The organism is Thalassotalea sp. HSM 43, assembly GCF_004752005.1.
In the GTDB taxonomy this organism is placed as follows: domain Bacteria; phylum Pseudomonadota; class Gammaproteobacteria; order Enterobacterales; family Alteromonadaceae; genus Thalassotalea_A.
On the sequence record NZ_CP038493.1, the window covers coordinates 3166611 to 3181886 of the forward strand.

At 42.8% G+C, this 15276-nt stretch carries 13 protein-coding genes and 7 tRNA genes; 7 read left to right on the plus strand and 13 right to left on the minus strand.

Going from position 1 to position 15276, the window contains the following annotated elements; all coding sequences use genetic code 11:
* Positions 1-94 precede the first annotated feature (94 nt).
* From E2K93_RS13845 to E2K93_RS13865, 5 genes are all read left to right on the plus strand, one after another.
* Positions 95-1027 carry a tetratricopeptide repeat protein gene (locus E2K93_RS13845; RefSeq protein ID WP_135439671.1) on the plus strand — a complete coding sequence of 311 codons (933 nt, stop codon included), beginning with the start codon at positions 95-97 and terminating at the stop codon, positions 1025-1027.
* A 113-nt stretch (positions 1028-1140) separates the two neighbouring features.
* On the plus strand, positions 1141-2136 hold the full coding sequence (locus E2K93_RS13850; protein ID WP_189637781.1) for a tetratricopeptide repeat protein: 996 nt from the start codon (positions 1141-1143) through the stop codon (positions 2134-2136).
* Positions 2137-2277: 141 nt separating this feature from the next.
* Complete coding sequence (locus tag E2K93_RS13855) at positions 2278-2829, plus strand: RNA polymerase sigma factor (protein ID WP_135439673.1); 552 nt, start codon at positions 2278-2280, stop codon at positions 2827-2829.
* Positions 2829-3419: a hypothetical protein gene (locus tag E2K93_RS13860; RefSeq protein ID WP_135439674.1), complete on the plus strand. Its 591-nt coding sequence runs from the start codon at positions 2829-2831 to the stop codon at positions 3417-3419. Before E2K93_RS13855 ends, E2K93_RS13860 begins: the two co-directional genes overlap by 1 nt.
* A gap of 14 nt (positions 3420-3433) precedes the next feature.
* Positions 3434-4354, plus strand: coding sequence for a PDZ domain-containing protein (locus E2K93_RS13865; protein WP_135439675.1), 921 nt, complete (start codon positions 3434-3436; stop codon positions 4352-4354).
* A gap of 666 nt (positions 4355-5020) precedes the next feature.
* Here E2K93_RS13865 and E2K93_RS13870 read toward each other — a convergent pair.
* Positions 5021-5105, minus strand: a tRNA-Leu gene (locus tag E2K93_RS13870).
* A 204-nt stretch (positions 5106-5309) separates the two neighbouring features.
* On the opposite strand from E2K93_RS13870, the gene E2K93_RS13875 reads away from it, so the two are divergent.
* Entirely contained in the window at positions 5310-5759 is a 450-nt protein-coding gene (locus tag E2K93_RS13875; protein ID WP_135439676.1) for a hypothetical protein, read from the plus strand.
* 50 nt (positions 5760-5809) lie between these two features.
* Here the strand turns inward: E2K93_RS13875 and E2K93_RS13880 are convergent, their stop codons facing one another.
* From E2K93_RS13880 to E2K93_RS13930, 11 genes are all read right to left on the minus strand, one after another.
* The gene (locus E2K93_RS13880) at positions 5810-6505 is read right to left on the minus strand and encodes a type 1 glutamine amidotransferase (protein WP_135439677.1); all 696 of its coding nucleotides are present in this window, start codon (positions 6503-6505) and stop codon (positions 5810-5812) included.
* Entirely contained in the window at positions 6502-7248 is a 747-nt protein-coding gene (locus E2K93_RS13885) for a hypothetical protein (RefSeq protein ID WP_135439678.1), read from the minus strand. The genes E2K93_RS13880 and E2K93_RS13885 overlap by 4 nt, the downstream gene beginning before the upstream one ends.
* 17 nt (positions 7249-7265) lie before the next feature.
* Positions 7266-7601, minus strand: a complete 336-nt coding sequence (locus E2K93_RS13890; protein ID WP_135439679.1) for a DMT family transporter — start codon at positions 7599-7601, stop codon at positions 7266-7268.
* Positions 7602-8262: 661 nt separating this feature from the next.
* A tRNA-Leu gene (locus E2K93_RS13895) sits at positions 8263-8347 on the minus strand.
* A gap of 5 nt (positions 8348-8352) precedes the next feature.
* Positions 8353-8429: transfer RNA gene (locus E2K93_RS13900), tRNA-Met, on the minus strand.
* 76 nt (positions 8430-8505) lie between these two features.
* Positions 8506-8580, minus strand: a tRNA-Gln gene (locus tag E2K93_RS13905).
* Between the two features lie 48 nt (positions 8581-8628).
* Positions 8629-8703 (minus strand) — tRNA-Gln (locus tag E2K93_RS13910).
* A gap of 44 nt (positions 8704-8747) precedes the next feature.
* Positions 8748-8832 (minus strand) — tRNA-Leu (locus E2K93_RS13915).
* 7 nt (positions 8833-8839) lie between these two features.
* A tRNA-Met gene (locus E2K93_RS13920) sits at positions 8840-8916 on the minus strand.
* Between the two features lie 199 nt (positions 8917-9115).
* A complete protein-coding gene (locus tag E2K93_RS13925) occupies positions 9116-12199 on the minus strand; it encodes an efflux RND transporter permease subunit (protein WP_135439680.1) in 3084 nt (1027 codons plus the stop codon).
* 2 nt (positions 12200-12201) lie between these two features.
* Positions 12202-13374 carry an efflux RND transporter periplasmic adaptor subunit gene (locus E2K93_RS13930; protein ID WP_135439681.1) on the minus strand — a complete coding sequence of 391 codons (1173 nt, stop codon included), beginning with the start codon at positions 13372-13374 and terminating at the stop codon, positions 12202-12204.
* Positions 13375-13535: 161 nt separating this feature from the next.
* Here E2K93_RS13930 and E2K93_RS13935 point away from each other — a divergent pair, with 161 nt between their 5' ends.
* Positions 13536-14162: a TetR/AcrR family transcriptional regulator gene (locus tag E2K93_RS13935; protein WP_189637783.1), complete on the plus strand. Its 627-nt coding sequence runs from the start codon at positions 13536-13538 to the stop codon at positions 14160-14162.
* A 47-nt stretch (positions 14163-14209) separates the two neighbouring features.
* Here E2K93_RS13935 and E2K93_RS13940 read toward each other — a convergent pair whose 3' ends face one another.
* Complete coding sequence (locus E2K93_RS13940; RefSeq protein WP_135439683.1) at positions 14210-15226, minus strand: LacI family DNA-binding transcriptional regulator; 1017 nt, start codon at positions 15224-15226, stop codon at positions 14210-14212.
* Between the last annotated feature and the right edge of the window lie 50 nt (positions 15227-15276).

The window sequence follows — 15276 nt, forward strand, 5'->3', positions numbered from 1 at the left end:
AACCTTTTGTTGAATACGCTTGTCTAGCTAAAAAAGCCCGCACTTTATGGTTGCTGCTAACGGCAATGTAATGAAACGGATTAGGAGATGAAGCATGAAAGCTGTTGTATACAATACAATGCTATTTTTAATCGTCAGTGCTATAGCGATGAGTAGCGATGCCTTTGCCAATAAGCACTTTGTCAACATCCCAAGCTGTGACAGCGAAGAATGCCAGTATTACTTTAAAGAATATAAACGTAAAACCCGAGAGGGTTATGCTGATGCCATGGAAACCTTAGCCAGTTTTTATCACGTTGGTTATGGCACTGAAGCAAATTTGGAATTGGCGCTTAAATGGTATAAACGCGCGGCAAAATATTTTAGTGTTGTCGGTTCTTATAAAGCCGGCGTGTTTTTATTAACCGAGCCTGATTATTACGATTTTGAGCAAGGGATTTCCTATCTGAAAAAAGCCGGTCGAGCAAAGTATGGTGACGCCAACTATCTTTTGACGGTAATTTATACCAGTGAGGAATTTATTGATGCCGATTATCAAAAAGCAGATAAGTGGCTAACATATGCTTTGCAGGGCAAGCATGAAAAATCCATCGCCTATTGCAAATACATGCTTGCCAATAATGTGATGACCGAACAACGATTCTCGGCTGCTTATGAGTTGTGTCAACAAGCGCAAATAAAACCAGTAACGACTACCAGCGAAAAAATTGCTACTACGCAGCAATCCGAGTCGATAAACGAGAGTTCTTCGAGTTCTGCAAGCGTCATCGCACAAGTTGATTCTGACAACGCGGCACCGCAAGGTGAGATGGAGGTGATTGAAGTAACGCCAATGTCATTGCCTGAAATGTTTGAAGCGGATCTGGCGTATCTCAAAAACGTTATCGCCGAAAAGCGCCGGATGACCACAGGCTCTCGTATCTACCGCCGTCCATGCGCACTCACCCTGTCTTGTAGTGAAATGCAAAAGGATGAATTTACTCGAATTCGCAATACGTCTGGTGCCGGTATGCTAAATGGAAATTAGCCTACTTTCTCAGAATACATTTTTGTTAGGTGTAACTCTTTTGCTGTATTTGTTGTCTAGCTAATTAACACCACAAGTCGTGGCTGACAATGAAAGCGGACAAGGAGTTAACGATGAAAAGTAAGTTGCTAAGCGCATTAATGTTGTTATTGCTGGGCGCGTTGGTAATGGGCATGAGTGCACCTTCTTGTGCGCAATCAACGAACAAGTTAGCAACCATTCCGGCATGTGATACTGAGCGATGTAAGTACTACTTTAGTGAATATAAGCGTCGCACACGTGAAGGTTATGCTGATGCCATGGAAACCTTGGCGAGCTTTTATCATGTTGGTTATGGCACCGAGCGTAACCTAACGCTGGCGTTAAAGTGGTACAAACGAGCGGCAAAATATCATAGCGTGGTTGGTGCCTACAAAGCAGGCTTGTTTATGCTAACCGAACAAGACTTCTTAGATACCGAGCAGGCGATAAAATATTTAAAAAAAGCGGGTCGCAGACAGTATTCTAACGCGAACTACATTTTGGCGTTAATCTACAGTCAAGGGCAGTATATTGATACCGACTTTTCCCAAGCAGATCACTGGCTTTCTTATGCACTGTCGGCGAATCATCAACGTTCGATGGAATATTGCCAAACACTAACGGTTGAAAACGTATTAACTGAGCAAAACTTCCCTGACTCATTTGCATTGTGCCCTAGCAATGAAATATCTCGAGCACAGCCTACCAGTAGTTATGCCAGTACACAGTCAACAGCGCCAACAGAGCCACAAACCATATCGATAACTTTAATTTCAAACAATCAACAGACTCAATCGAGTCCCTATCAAGCGCCTAGCAATCACGGCGATATGGAAGTGATTGAGGTGAATCCAGGTTCGTTGCCTGAGCTATTTGATCAAGACTTAGCGTCAATGAAATTTTATGTCGCCGAAAAACGCCGTCAGCAAACTGGGCATCACATTTTGCGAAGACCGTGTTCATTAACCCTATCTTGTTATGAGATGTCGAAAGAAGAGTTGATTCGCCTACGAGGTATGCAAGGCGCGGGTATGTTAGGTAATCGAGGCACACAAGTGCCACGGTTACCTGCAGGCGTTGGTAAGTGATATTTTATAACGTGCTGATATTTCTAGATTTAAGTGTAATATAAAGAGAGGTGGGTAATTATTGACAAAAATAACCAGTCAATGTGTAACCCTTTTCTTTAAGTCACCGTCTAGTTAAGTATCAGGAAAGAAAAAGAAGACATGGCAAGAGTGGGTGGATTTTCAGATTGCATTGAAATACAGGTAATTGAAAAAGCCAAAGCAGGTGATGTATCGGCCTTTGAGGTCATATATCGACAATATTCACAAGCCTGTTTTCAGCTTGCCTTACGTATGTGTGCAAATAGGGCACTAGCTCAAGATATTACTCAGGAAGTTTTTGTTAAAGTGTTTCGAAAATTATCCACCTATCACGGTAACGGTTCTTTTGCCGGCTGGCTTAGACAAATAGCGGTTCGAGAAAGTTTGAATCGCTTGCGAGTTAAAAAGGACGAGTCACCACTTGAAGAAGAATCAATTCGCAGTGATGACTTATTTAATAGTGAATGGGTCTTAGCGCAACGTGATCTTACCTCGTTACTTTCTAACCTTCCGGATAATTATCGCAGTGTTCTTATTTTGCACGAAGTAGAAGGGTTTACCCATCAGGAAATTGCTGAAATGTTAGATAAATCCGTGAGCTTTTCTAAAGTTACCTTGCTTAGAGCCTATAAAAAGTTACAAGCCATGGTCGTCAATGAGGAGTCTAAATAATGCATTTGAGTGATGATCAAATTATTGAACCGAATGCGCTGGAGTTGCGTCATTTAGAACATTGTGATGTTTGTCTGCAAAGGCAGCAACATTTGCGAGGTATTCGCCAATCATTGGCGACAAGCTTTGACCAAGACGCATTGCCAGAGCCGATATGGCAAAACATTAAACAGGCGATTGAGCAGCCACAACAGTCAGCATCGACAGAGCAACAACCTAACAATAAAGCCACAAACGGATGGCGTAATTTAGCTTTAGCATTAGCAGCCAGTTTAGTGCTGGTTGTTATGGTGCCGCAAGTAATGGACTCGACTCCGCAGCAAGACCCAGTTGAACTTACCCTTACTCAGTTGATTGAGCAAAACCAGTTGTTGCAAAGCCAATTGCAATTGGCTGTGGAAGAGAAAAGTCTGTCTGATGTGCAATTACAAATGCTCTATTTCAAACTCGATGAAATCGACAGAAGCTTACAATTTTTATATTCGCAACAAGGTGCGAAGGATGAAAAAACCGCCTTGTGGGAAAAGCGCAAACAGTTAATTAACAAAACGTTATCCAGTAAAAAGGAAAACAAAGTTGGAAAAATATAAAGTAGGAGCTGAGCATGCTTAGCAGTGCAAAAATAATAGTCGCGAGTATGGTTGCCTTGGTCTGTTCATCGAACGTCTTGGCATCAGATAACTACCCTGTGAGCACAGAATCTAAAGTTTTGCTTGAGCAACTTGCAACCGATATACAAGCAACATTGAGATTAGTGGCTGAGAAAGAAAAAGCGGCAGGAAATAACGTTGAAGAATTTCAATACGTGATCACTAAACCGAGACAAGAATTTACTAACCTTGGTTTAACCGTTGATTTAAGTAATGCCGATAATGGTTTTCGAGTGCTGTCGGTAACCCCAGGCAGTGCCGCGCAGTCTTTGGCCATCAAAAGTAATGACCACGTGCTGGCAATAAACGGGCAGCCTGTGAACAGTGCTAATCATCAACAGGCGATGAGCGAATTTTTATCGGTAAAGCCAGGGCAAACCTTGGCGCTAGACATTGTTAGCGGCAATGAGCGTAAAACCGTGTCGACCAAGTTATCTGGTCAGTATGTACCAGAGTTTACTCTGGCGTTAGGGCCAAACGTTTTAGCGGCACAACCCGCAGAGCCTGCTCAACTTGTAAACAGTAATCAATGTGGTGTCGTATCGGTATTTTTTAAGCCACCTAGCAGTAAAGAATATCATCCTGCAATTTTTACTAAGGTCGATGGCGATCATCGTATACGCGATCGAACCAGTGTAAAGCTAGCCGTTGGCCTCCATGAAATTTATGTACTCGAAGCAATTGATATCAATAGCTTTAATGTGCGTTCGACACCGAACAAAAAGCCTAAAAAGATCATTATCGATGTTAAAGCAAATACGGTTTATCACCTTGGGGCAGAGTTCTTTAGAGATAAAAAGTACAAGGTTAGCAGTAATGAATACTGGCAACCGGTGATTTGGAAGCAGTCTGAGAAAGAGTGTGAATTGGATTAGGGGCTAAGAGCTAAGGACTAAGGGCTAAGGGCTAAGGGTTAAGAGCTAAGGACTAAGGGCTAAGGGCTAAGAGCTAAGGACTAAGGGCTAAGGGCTAAGGTTCTAGGGACTAGGGGCTAAGGACTAAGAGCGAAGGTTCTAGGGACTAGGGACTAGGGGCTAGGATTTAGCGAAGTCTATCCGCACTGATTTTGAGGCATAAAAAAAGCTTTAAAGGATATTTCTAATGAAACACGCTTTAAAGCTTTCTATACATCATCATTAATTAAAGTGGTGCGCGTGAGGTTTAGCAGAGACTTGAAAGTTCAAGTCTATCCGTACTGATTTTCAGGCATAAAAAAAGCTTTAAAGGATATTTCTAATGAAACACGCTTTAAAGCTTTCTATACATCATCATTAATTAAAGTGGTGCGCGTGAGGTTTAGCAGAGACTTGAAAGTTCAAGTCTATCCGCACTGATTTTCAGGCATAAAAAAAGCTTTAAAGGATATTTCTAATGAAACACGCTTTAAAGCTTTCTATACATCGTCATTAATTAAAATGGTGCGCGTGAGGTTTAGCAGAGACTTGAAAGTTCAAGTCTATCCGTACTGATTTTCAGACATAAAAAAACTCTGAAAAAGCAGAACCTTTTCAGAGTTTTCTATACATCGTCATTAATTAAAATGGTGCGGGAGGAGAGACTTGAACTCTCACATCCTAGGATACTGGAACCTAAATCCAGCGCGTCTACCAATTCCGCCACTCCCGCGATGTGGAGTTGCATTATAGAGATCGTTTGTTAAAGCGCAAGCGTTTTTTTGGCAAAGTAGAAAATTTTACCATGGCTTGTTTATTTGTTCATCGCCGGCCTATTTTTGTCTCGTCATTGAGCCAAAAAGTCTCTTGGTCAGTAAAACAAAGATAATGAATTAGACTTAATTCTAACGAAATGAAATGTGAAGAGGGTATGTTTATGCAACATTCAAGATTTCCCAAAGCGCTACTGCTTTGTTCGTTGACGGCACTGATGAGTTGCTCTTCGAGCTACTTTCCTGCCGAAGATGGCATCATCGAATGCGGTTATGTCAGTATTTTTCTTAAACCACCTGAAGCAAAAGAAATTTATACGGTTAGGTTTGACAAGATAAATGGCGAGCACCGAATTCGTGACCGCAATCAAGTCACTTTGCCTGTTGGCCAGTATACAGTTGAGGTTATAGATCACATAAACCTGAATGACTTTTCATTTAATGTTCGTCCGACTCGCGCGAAAGAAGCAAAATCTATCGTTATCGATGTCAAAGCGAATACGTCTTATTACTTAGGGGCGGAGTTTTTCCGTGATAAAAAATACAAAGTCTATGAAAATGACTATTGGCAGCCAGTGGTGTGGAAAGAAACCGATAAAGCATGCGAGTTGTAGATAACGACTCGCTGCGCTTCATAGGCTAAACAAGATTGTTTCAGCAATGCTTATACATTGCTTACTGATGCATCTTGCCACCATGTATCGAGGACTTTAAACCACCAAACCTCTAACCCATCGATATGGGTGTTTGATACGGTCTGTAATGGGCATTGTTCGACAAAATACTCTTGCAGTTCCTGAATCGAGCTGTTGTTCCATTCGGGATGAAACTGTAAAGCCAGTACATGTTGTTTATAGCGAAACATTTGATTTCGGCATTGCTCAGAACTGCCCAATAACGTTGCCCCTTCAGGTAAGGTGAACTGTTGTTGGTGCCATTGCGGTACTAATAATTGTTCTCCAAGTCGCGCCTCCAATTGCTCATCCAAATGTTCCATCAATTGCTCTGTATTGTGAGTTGTCACATTTAGCCAACCATGCTCTGGTGTCGGCATTGCAACGATTTTGGCACCTAAGGCGCTAGCGACTAATTGGCCACCGAGGCAGATACCCAGGACGGCTTTATCAAGGTCGATAAACTGCTTAATTATCTTTAATTCTTGCGCGAGTCTTGGGTTGTCTTTATCTACATGCATTGGACCGCCCAATACAATTACTCCTTGATAATCATCAATATTCTCTGGCAATGCGGCAGGTAATAAGTTGATATGGTAGCTCAGATTATTTAAAGCAAGCCATTTAGCTATATTGCCAGCCCCTTCGGCGATATGATGCTGAATAATTAAAATATCTGCACTCATTTTAAATCCCCGGTTTCTAAATATAGGGTGTTAACCTTTTCGGGTTTGATTGCCAATTTTTCTGCAATCGCATGGTCAGATGGTGCTTGCGGGGCGAAAGGAAAAGAAAAGTCATCTGCCAAGTTACGCTGATTATTGGCCGTCGGTTCGCTCTCAACTTTTATAATATGATCGATACCAGGACGGCCTTCAATACGCAAAGCATAATATTGAATCGGCTGATTATCCGGGGTGATTTTTTGATAATGTCTTTGTGATGGTAAAGATTTAGATAATACCTGTTTGACAATGAGCCTATTAACGGTGATTTGTTGCGTGTAACGCTTTACACCACCTCGCTCAAAATGACCTTGATAAATATTAGCCGTAAACTGACTAATGGATAGCTGCTGAGCACTACCGAGATTAGATAAATCAAAGGCTTCTGGCTCAATGCTCCAAATAGTATTTTGTTGTGCCAATTGACTTATTAGGCTGTGTTGCAACTGTTTGTCCTGCACCGTTAGGCTAAAAATAACCTGCATGTCATGAGGTGCGTGGAACATAGGTAGATGCGATGCGAAAAGCTCTGCACCATTGGAGAACAGTAACATGCCGTGTAACCCTTGGCGCTGCTTATGGTGAAGCGTAGCTTCTGTCGGTTTTGTTTGCTTAGTCTGTTCTAACTGTTGTGTCTGTGCCGTAGCGTAGCTAGAGGTTAGTATCAGTAATAAGCTCAAAAATATCGTTGTTAGTTGTTTCATGATCTTTCCTTTGCTTGTTAGCGTTGCATGCTGATGTGTAAGCCAATGATGCTGAGTACCAACATAATCAGGCAAAACCAACTCTGAGTTGTTAATTGATTGTTCGAATAGCTGTGCTGCAGTAATGCGGTACCTAATATACCGAGTCCCACCCAAGTGCCATAGGCGGTGGCTAAGGGCAGATCTTTGGTTGCTTTGGCAAGAAAAAATAGACTTAACATCATACAGAAAACGGCCAAGGCAGATGGTCGCCACGCAGTAAATCCGATGGATTTTCCAAGAAAAAGTACCCAAAGTACTTCAAATAAAGATGCAATAATTAAATAGGTGTAAGCTAGCAAGTCGGCCTCCATTAAAAAATAGAATTATGGGGCCGTCCCCTATGAGGTGGAGTGGTAAGGTCGTCCTTACTTCCAAAAGAGCGAACATGATAATGGAATTTAATGGTAAATAAAAGAGGCGAGATTGATCCAGAAAAGCAAGACTGACCTTGGTATTTGACTTGAACTCTCAAGCCTATCCGTACCTTTTTTCGTGCATTGATACCAAGTAAGTTTAACTTGATTACCTGTTTCTGGTTTTAACTATTAAATTTAAGACGAAAAAAAGCTCTGAAAAAGTATAACCTTTTCAGAGCTTTCTTTATAAGCTTCACAAATGGTGCGCTTGAGGTTTAGTAGAGACTTGAACTCTCAAGTCTATCCGCACCTTTTTTCGTGCATTGATACCAAGTAAGTTTAACTTGATTACCTGTTTCTGATTTTAACTATTAAATTTAAGACGAAAAAAAACTCTGAAAAAGTATGACCTTTTCAGAGCTTTGTTATTGCATTGCAAACGTCACAAGTGGTGCGCTTGAGGTTTAGTAGAGACTTGAACTCTCAAGTCTATCCGCACTTTGGCATGCTAACTATTTTCTTGTTCGCTGTTTTAACGACAAATTTAAGACGAAAAAAAACTCTGAAAAAGTATGACCTTTTCAGAGTTTTCTTATTGCTTTGCAAACTTCACAAATGGTGCGGGAGGAGAGACTTGAACTCTCACATCCTAGGATACTGGAACCTAAATCCAGCGCGTCTACCAATTCCGCCACTCCCGCAATTATGGTGGCTACGCCCTGATTTGAACAGGGGACCCCATCATTATGAGTGATGTGCTCTAACCAGCTGAGCTACGTAGCCATCAAAGTTACTTGTCAGCTAATAAAAGCTAGAAGTCTTTTGTTCCCCCTTCTTCTTTAGTAGACAAAGAAGAAGTTGGCAGGGGTAAGAGGATTTGAACCTCTGAATGACGGGATCAAAACCCGCTGCCTTACCGCTTGGCTATACCCCTGCAAAGGCTTCTTATTACATTGTGTTCTCCGCCAATCTCAAATGAAATTGGCAGGGGTAAGAGGATTTGAACCTCTGAATGACGGGATCAAAACCCGCTGCCTTACCGCTTGGCTATACCCCTACAATGTAATTTCATGGAAATGCAAAACTATGCTTGCCATATCATGGTGCGGGAGGAGAGACTTGAACTCTCACATCCTAGGATACTGGAACCTAAATCCAGCGCGTCTACCAATTCCGCCACTCCCGCGATGATATGGTGGCTACGCCCTGATTTGAACAGGGGACCCCATCATTATGAGTGATGTGCTCTAACCAGCTGAGCTACGTAGCCATTCCATCGCTTGTCTTGGTTGCCCTCGACAAGTGCGGCGTATTATGCAAATCTGCCTTGGACTCGTCAACTGTTTTTTGAAAAAAAGTGATACTTTTTTTTCGTTTGTACAAAGAGTGGTCATATTGCTTTATATATCGACGCTTTGCAGCGTGAAAGTTACATTTAATTGCACTTTGTATAGGCAATGCTGAGTCGGCTAACGACGATCAGCACTGGTCTGTTCAAACGCTTTACGGCGACTCATGCTATAAAAAGCGACCGGCACCAAGTAAAAAGACAACATTGTGGTTAATACCGTGCCACCAGCGATGGCAATTGCAAAGGGAGGCCAGAACCCGCCGCCAGCAATAATTAACGGTAAAAAGCCACCTACCGTGGTTATAGTGGTCGACACAATGTGTCGAGTACAACTGGTGACGCCAATGATAATGGCTTGTTTATCGCCTTGTATCGCATCGGCATCGGCTTTGAGTTCAGCCAATATAACGATGGCTGAATTGATCGCCAAACCCGATAAGCCGAGCAGGCCAACAATAACGGTAAAACCAAACGGATAATTAAACACCCAGATACTTAACAGGCCTAATCCAGCCGACATAAATGCCGAGATAAAAATAATGCTGGAGATCCTGAACGAGTTAAACGACAACACTACTGTGGTAATGAGTAAAACAACAATGATGCCTATGCTACTCATAAGGTCGGTTATCGCATCGTCTCTGGCACCAGATTCCCCACCAATTTCCATGCTATAACCCGCTGGCAGGGTAAAGCCATTCTGTTCAATACTGTCTTTAATTTTGCTTAACGCTACCGATGGCAACACACCTGCGCGAAGATAGCCTTCAATAACATTGACTCGGCGTCCATCACGATGTGGAATGGCGCCTCTGCTTGGCGCAATCGATACTTGCGATATCGCCGACAACGGCAAAAAATTCTGTTCTTGGGCGTTGATCACCGGAAAACTGTATAAGTCGTTGGCGCTTTGCGTCAGCTCAATTGGGCGGCGCACACGCACCGGGATAGACTCTGTCGCCTCGATAACCGAACCCGCCACTTGACCATCAAGACCTGCTTGTAATTGTGCGGCGATATCAGCGAGGGTAATATTTTGGCTATTAAGCACTTCTTCATCGGCTTTGACCCACACTTTTGGTGTACCAGCAGATAACGTTGCTCGTGAGTGAATCATGTCTTCGGTGTTGTTAAACACCAAACGTAACTCATCGCCCAATTCTTTCAGGGTATCTAGGTTAGGGCCATACAATCGGATCTCAATCGGTGCGTTAAATGGTGGGCCTTGTTCTAACTTGCGCACCAGTATCTTGGCTTGTGGGTATGCATCATCCAGAGCAATTTGCAGTTGCGGAATTAACGCATTGGCTGCAGCAAAGTCTTGTGCTGTGATCATAGCTTGAGCATAGTTTTGCATGCCATCTTTGGCGCCGGTGAGGTTGTAATAAAATGAAGGCGAACTTTCACCAATAAACCAACGCACCTGTTCTATCTCATCGTAAGGGGCTAAAAATTCACTGATTTGTTCAGTTAAGTCGCGACTCGCAGCTAAACTGCTTTGTGCAGGTAGATACACTTCAATGTGGAACATATCCCTGTCTGATGGCGGGAAGAATTGTTCATCGAGGAATTTCGCACTAAAGAATCCGGCAATAGGTAACACCAATATCAAGGCTATGGTAAATCGTGGTTTGGCAAGACCTAGGCTTAGGCTTTTGTTAAAGGCGGCATGCAAGCGTGGCAGATGAACACCTTGCGCCAGCCAAGATGGTAATCTGGACTCGTTTTGCACTTTCAAAAAGCGTCCCGCCATACCTGCCACGACTGTGTGGGAAATAAGATACGAGCCAATTAAGGCAAAAATAACACTAAGGGCAATGCCGCCAATAAACTCACCGGCATCTCCTGGGGTTAAGGCGATTGGCATAAACGCCAACACTGTGGTCATGGTCGAGCCAAGTAACGGCATCCATAAATGACGTACAGACTCAATAACAGCTTGGCGACCGTTAATGCCTTGTTTCTTCTTTTGTAGCACGGTATCGGTCATAACGATGGCGTTGTCGACCATGATACCTAAAGCGACGACTAAGCCAGTTACTGACATTTGATGAATAGGCAAACCATAAAAATTCATTACCGCCAGAGTAAAGAACACGGTTAGCGGTAGAGATAGGGTGACTATGGTGGCTGCGCGTATACCTAAGGTAAACAGCAGCACGATGGCAATCAGAGCAAAACCAATAAATATGTTGTTCACCAAATCACTTAAACGTTCATTGGTATAATCGTTTTGGCTAAACAACATTTCCAATTCGATGCTGTCGGGAAGCGCCTGTTCAAAAGTCGCTAATTGCTGTTCAACAGCTTTGGTCCATTTATCAATGCGCACATCGGTGAGCATACGATTGCCAATGACGATGGCCGGTTTGCCATTGACGATCGCCAGTCGTTTAAGTGGCGCGACCAAGTCGCGTTTGACGCTCGCAATATCACCCAAAAGTAAAGGACTGTATTGATCAGAAATTATAGGGATGTTGCGAATTCTATCTAAGGAGTCCAGCGCACCCGTCAACTCTATCTGCAGTTGATTACTGGCATTCACCAGCTTGCCAGCTGGTACTTTTACATCGGCTTTATTGATCGATTGAATCAATTGCTGCATTGAAATGCCCGCCAGCGCAGCTTTGTCTTGATCGAGCTCTACCAAAATTTGTTCTTGGTTTTGGCCGTGGATCAAAACAATATCAGTATTGGCAACCAGCAGCAGCTCTGATTTTAACTCTTGGGCATAACGGCCTAGCAATAATAAATCTGGCTGCTCACTGGCAACCCAATTTAAGGCGATTAATTGGGTGTAAGCAAAACTGCGCTCTTCATCGAGGATGGGTTGGCTGGCTTCAGCCGGTAACTCGCCTTGAATATCACCAAGTTGGTCACGTACACGACTAAATATCGGTTCACCATTGGTGACTGAGCCTTTTAGCTTGATCTTTAAGACGGAAATTTCTGGTCTAGAGGTTGATTCAATGTAATCAATTTCGGCAATGCGGCGCAGACGTTGCTCTATCTTTTCGGTCACTAACGACTCAACACGCTCTGCACTGGCGCCAGGGTAGTTGGTCACGACAATGGCAAAACGGTTTTCTAATGTCGGATCTTCACTGCGCGGCAATACACTAAGAGACGCCAAACCTGAGACGATAATGATGGCCATCAGCAGTGCCATCATACGACCATTGCGAACAAATACTTCAATCATCACTAATTACCTGTGTTGATAGAGTGTTGTTGCTCAACCCGTACCACTTGGCCTGGAACGATGCGGTGCAAACCCGCCGCAAGAATTTGTTGTGTCGCTGGCAAGTCACCACGAATATACGCCTTGTCTTGTTCTGTATGAATGACCTCAACGCTGTGATGCTTAACCATAAATAGTTGATCTTGTTGTGGCTCAAGGGTATAGACATTCCAAGTACCACGCACACCATCGGTTAGAGCACTTAGTGGTACCCAATAACCGTCTTGTTGGTATTGTTGTTCGAGCACCAAATACGCCAGTTGATTGTTATAAGCGATGGTGTTTGGCGGTATGGTAAAGCGAGCTTGCACCGTGCGAGACATTTGATTGATGTCGCTGTTGATATTGACGTTATCGACTTCAATGGTTTTAGTATCGATTTTTAAAGTGAATTTTTGATGTTGTTGCTGCTGCAATTGCAATAATTGCTGTGCCATATGTATCGGTACACCGACTTTAACTTCCATGCTTTGATCTTGATTAAGTTCGAACGCCACTTGCGATGGCGATACCACTTCGCCCATGTTGATCAAACGTTGATTCACCGTACCGGCAAATGGGGCGTAAATTTGCGAACGATCAATTTGATATTGTTTAGCTTCAATGGTCGCGTTAAGTTGTTGTTCATTGGCTTGCAATACTTTTTGTTGTGCCGCCAATTCATCAATGTTTTGCTCTGAGGCATAACCTTCTGCCAGCAATTTACTGATGCGATTAATATTTGCTTGGTTGAGTTCGCTTTCGGCTTTGACTTGTTGCAGTTGCGCTTGCAATTGCTTGTATTCGATATGCAGCAGTTTATTGTCAAGACTCGCTAATAACTGACCTGCAGCCACTTTATCACCATCATCAACCGCAATACTGGCGACACGCCCAGACACTTCAAAATTTAAACTTGCTTGTTGCTTACTTACCACTCGACCCGCAAATTTGCGGCTGACAACGTAATGATCCGTTTTCTTTAGTGTGGCGGCGACAACCGCGTGATGATACGGGTGCTCCACCTCAGCAATGGCTTGTTGCTCTGAGCAGGCACTGCTGGTAAAAGCCAGTATACAGGCGGCGAACAAAGCGAAAGGCGGTTTGCGACATGTTAACTTTTTCTGCTTACTAATAAGGGCAGTTAAATACTTCATAGTTATTGACGATAAATTATTAAAATAGACTAATAAGTCCAGTTTAGTTAAGTTAAACTAGACTGTCCAGTTTGATTTGTTACACTATATATAGAAATGACAGGTTGGGATCAGGTAATATGCACAATATTAACTGCCAACCAATGACTTTGGGGGTCCTTTTGACGCAAAAGATTCGCACACGTAGTAAGAGTGAAGAAAAGCGTGAAAGCATATTAATAGCAGCGGTAAACTGTTTTTGTGAAAAAGGCTTTGCTAATACGAGTATGGATTATATCGCCAAGCAAGCCGGCGTTTCTAAACAAACGGTGTACAGTCACTTTGGCAGCAAAGACGATTTGTTTATGGCCTCGGTCAGTAAAAAGTGTCAAGAATTTCGCCAAGCGGCATTTGATACCGACAAAGATATCGATGTAAGCGGTGCCTTGGTTAATTTCGCGGTTGAATTTATTCGCTTGTTGCTATCTGACGAAGGCATGTCTGTACACAGATTGTGTGTGTCTGAATCGCAAGCAAACCCAAAAGTATCGCAACTGTTTTATCAGGCGGGACCTGAGCCAGTCATTAAAGGCTTGTCTGAATTACTGCAAGGTTATAAGCAACAAAATCTTCTCGATATTGAGGATACACATCTAGCGTCGTTACAGTTTTTATCTTTGGTTAAAGGTGAAGCGGTTATGCGCCGAGAATACAACACCCAATGGCAACCCACACAACAACAAACTCGCGATTACATTGAAGCATCGGTCGCCTTGTTTCTAAGTGGCTACGGATTCAAAACCAGTTAATTTTAACCAAGCAGTGTTTTACAAAGCAGTGTTTAGTGAAGCTGTGTTTAACTGATTTTACCGCTCGAATCTCTAACCAGTAACGATGGCGTAAATTGTTCGCACAACTCGTCTATTTCCTGACCTTGAATGGTGTTTATCAGCAAGTTAGTTGCTCGTTCAGCGATGGTTTGGTTTGGCTGGTCTGCGGTGGTAATTTTCGGCCAAGTTTGTCTTGAAAACGGTGAATTCTCAAAACCAACAATTGACAGCTTATCGGGGATTTGCACATTTTGTAGGCGAGAAGCAAATAGGGCGCCTGCCGCTATTTCATCGTTACAAGCAAATATCGCGCTCGGTGCCTGTTTTTGTTTCAGTAACTTATTGGCGCCTTGTACCCCTGATTCAAAATCGTATTCGCCATCTATAATCAAATTCGCTTGCACCTTGATGTTATTATCATTAAGGGCTGCTTTATAGCCATCGATACGTTCAGTGGTTGATTTATGCTCTTTGCCACCGCTGATAAATCCGATATCGCTATGACCTAAATCGATTAAATGCTGGGTAATATCATATGCAGCAACAAAGTCATTGACCATGATGCTAGGGGAAACGTCATCGGTCTTTTCATGACCAGAGACAATACGAACAAATTTAACATCCATGTCATTTAATGCCGAGGTGACTTCAGGCATTTCTGAAAAAGGCGGTGTTAATACCACACCCGCAATGCGAGATGAGCGGATCATATCCGTGATTTCTTCGATGATACCGGCTGATTTTGCGTTACAAGGGTGAATCAGCAATTCAAAGTTTTTCTTGCGACACTCATTAAGAATACCGTTTTGCATGTCGATAATATAATAAGCATTCGGGTTGTCGTATATATAAGCGATAGTATATGAATTGGTTCCCGCTAGAGAGCGAGCAGCCAGATTGGGTTGATAATTTAACTCACGAACCGCAGTCATCACTTTATCACGGGTCGCTTGTCGTACCGATGATTCGTTATTGATGACTCTAGAGACTGTTTTCATAGAAACGCCGCATAACTTGGCGACGTCATTAATGGTTACTTTCATGCTTATTGTTATATTTCACGCGTCATTGCTAGGGCAACTATATCGCATTT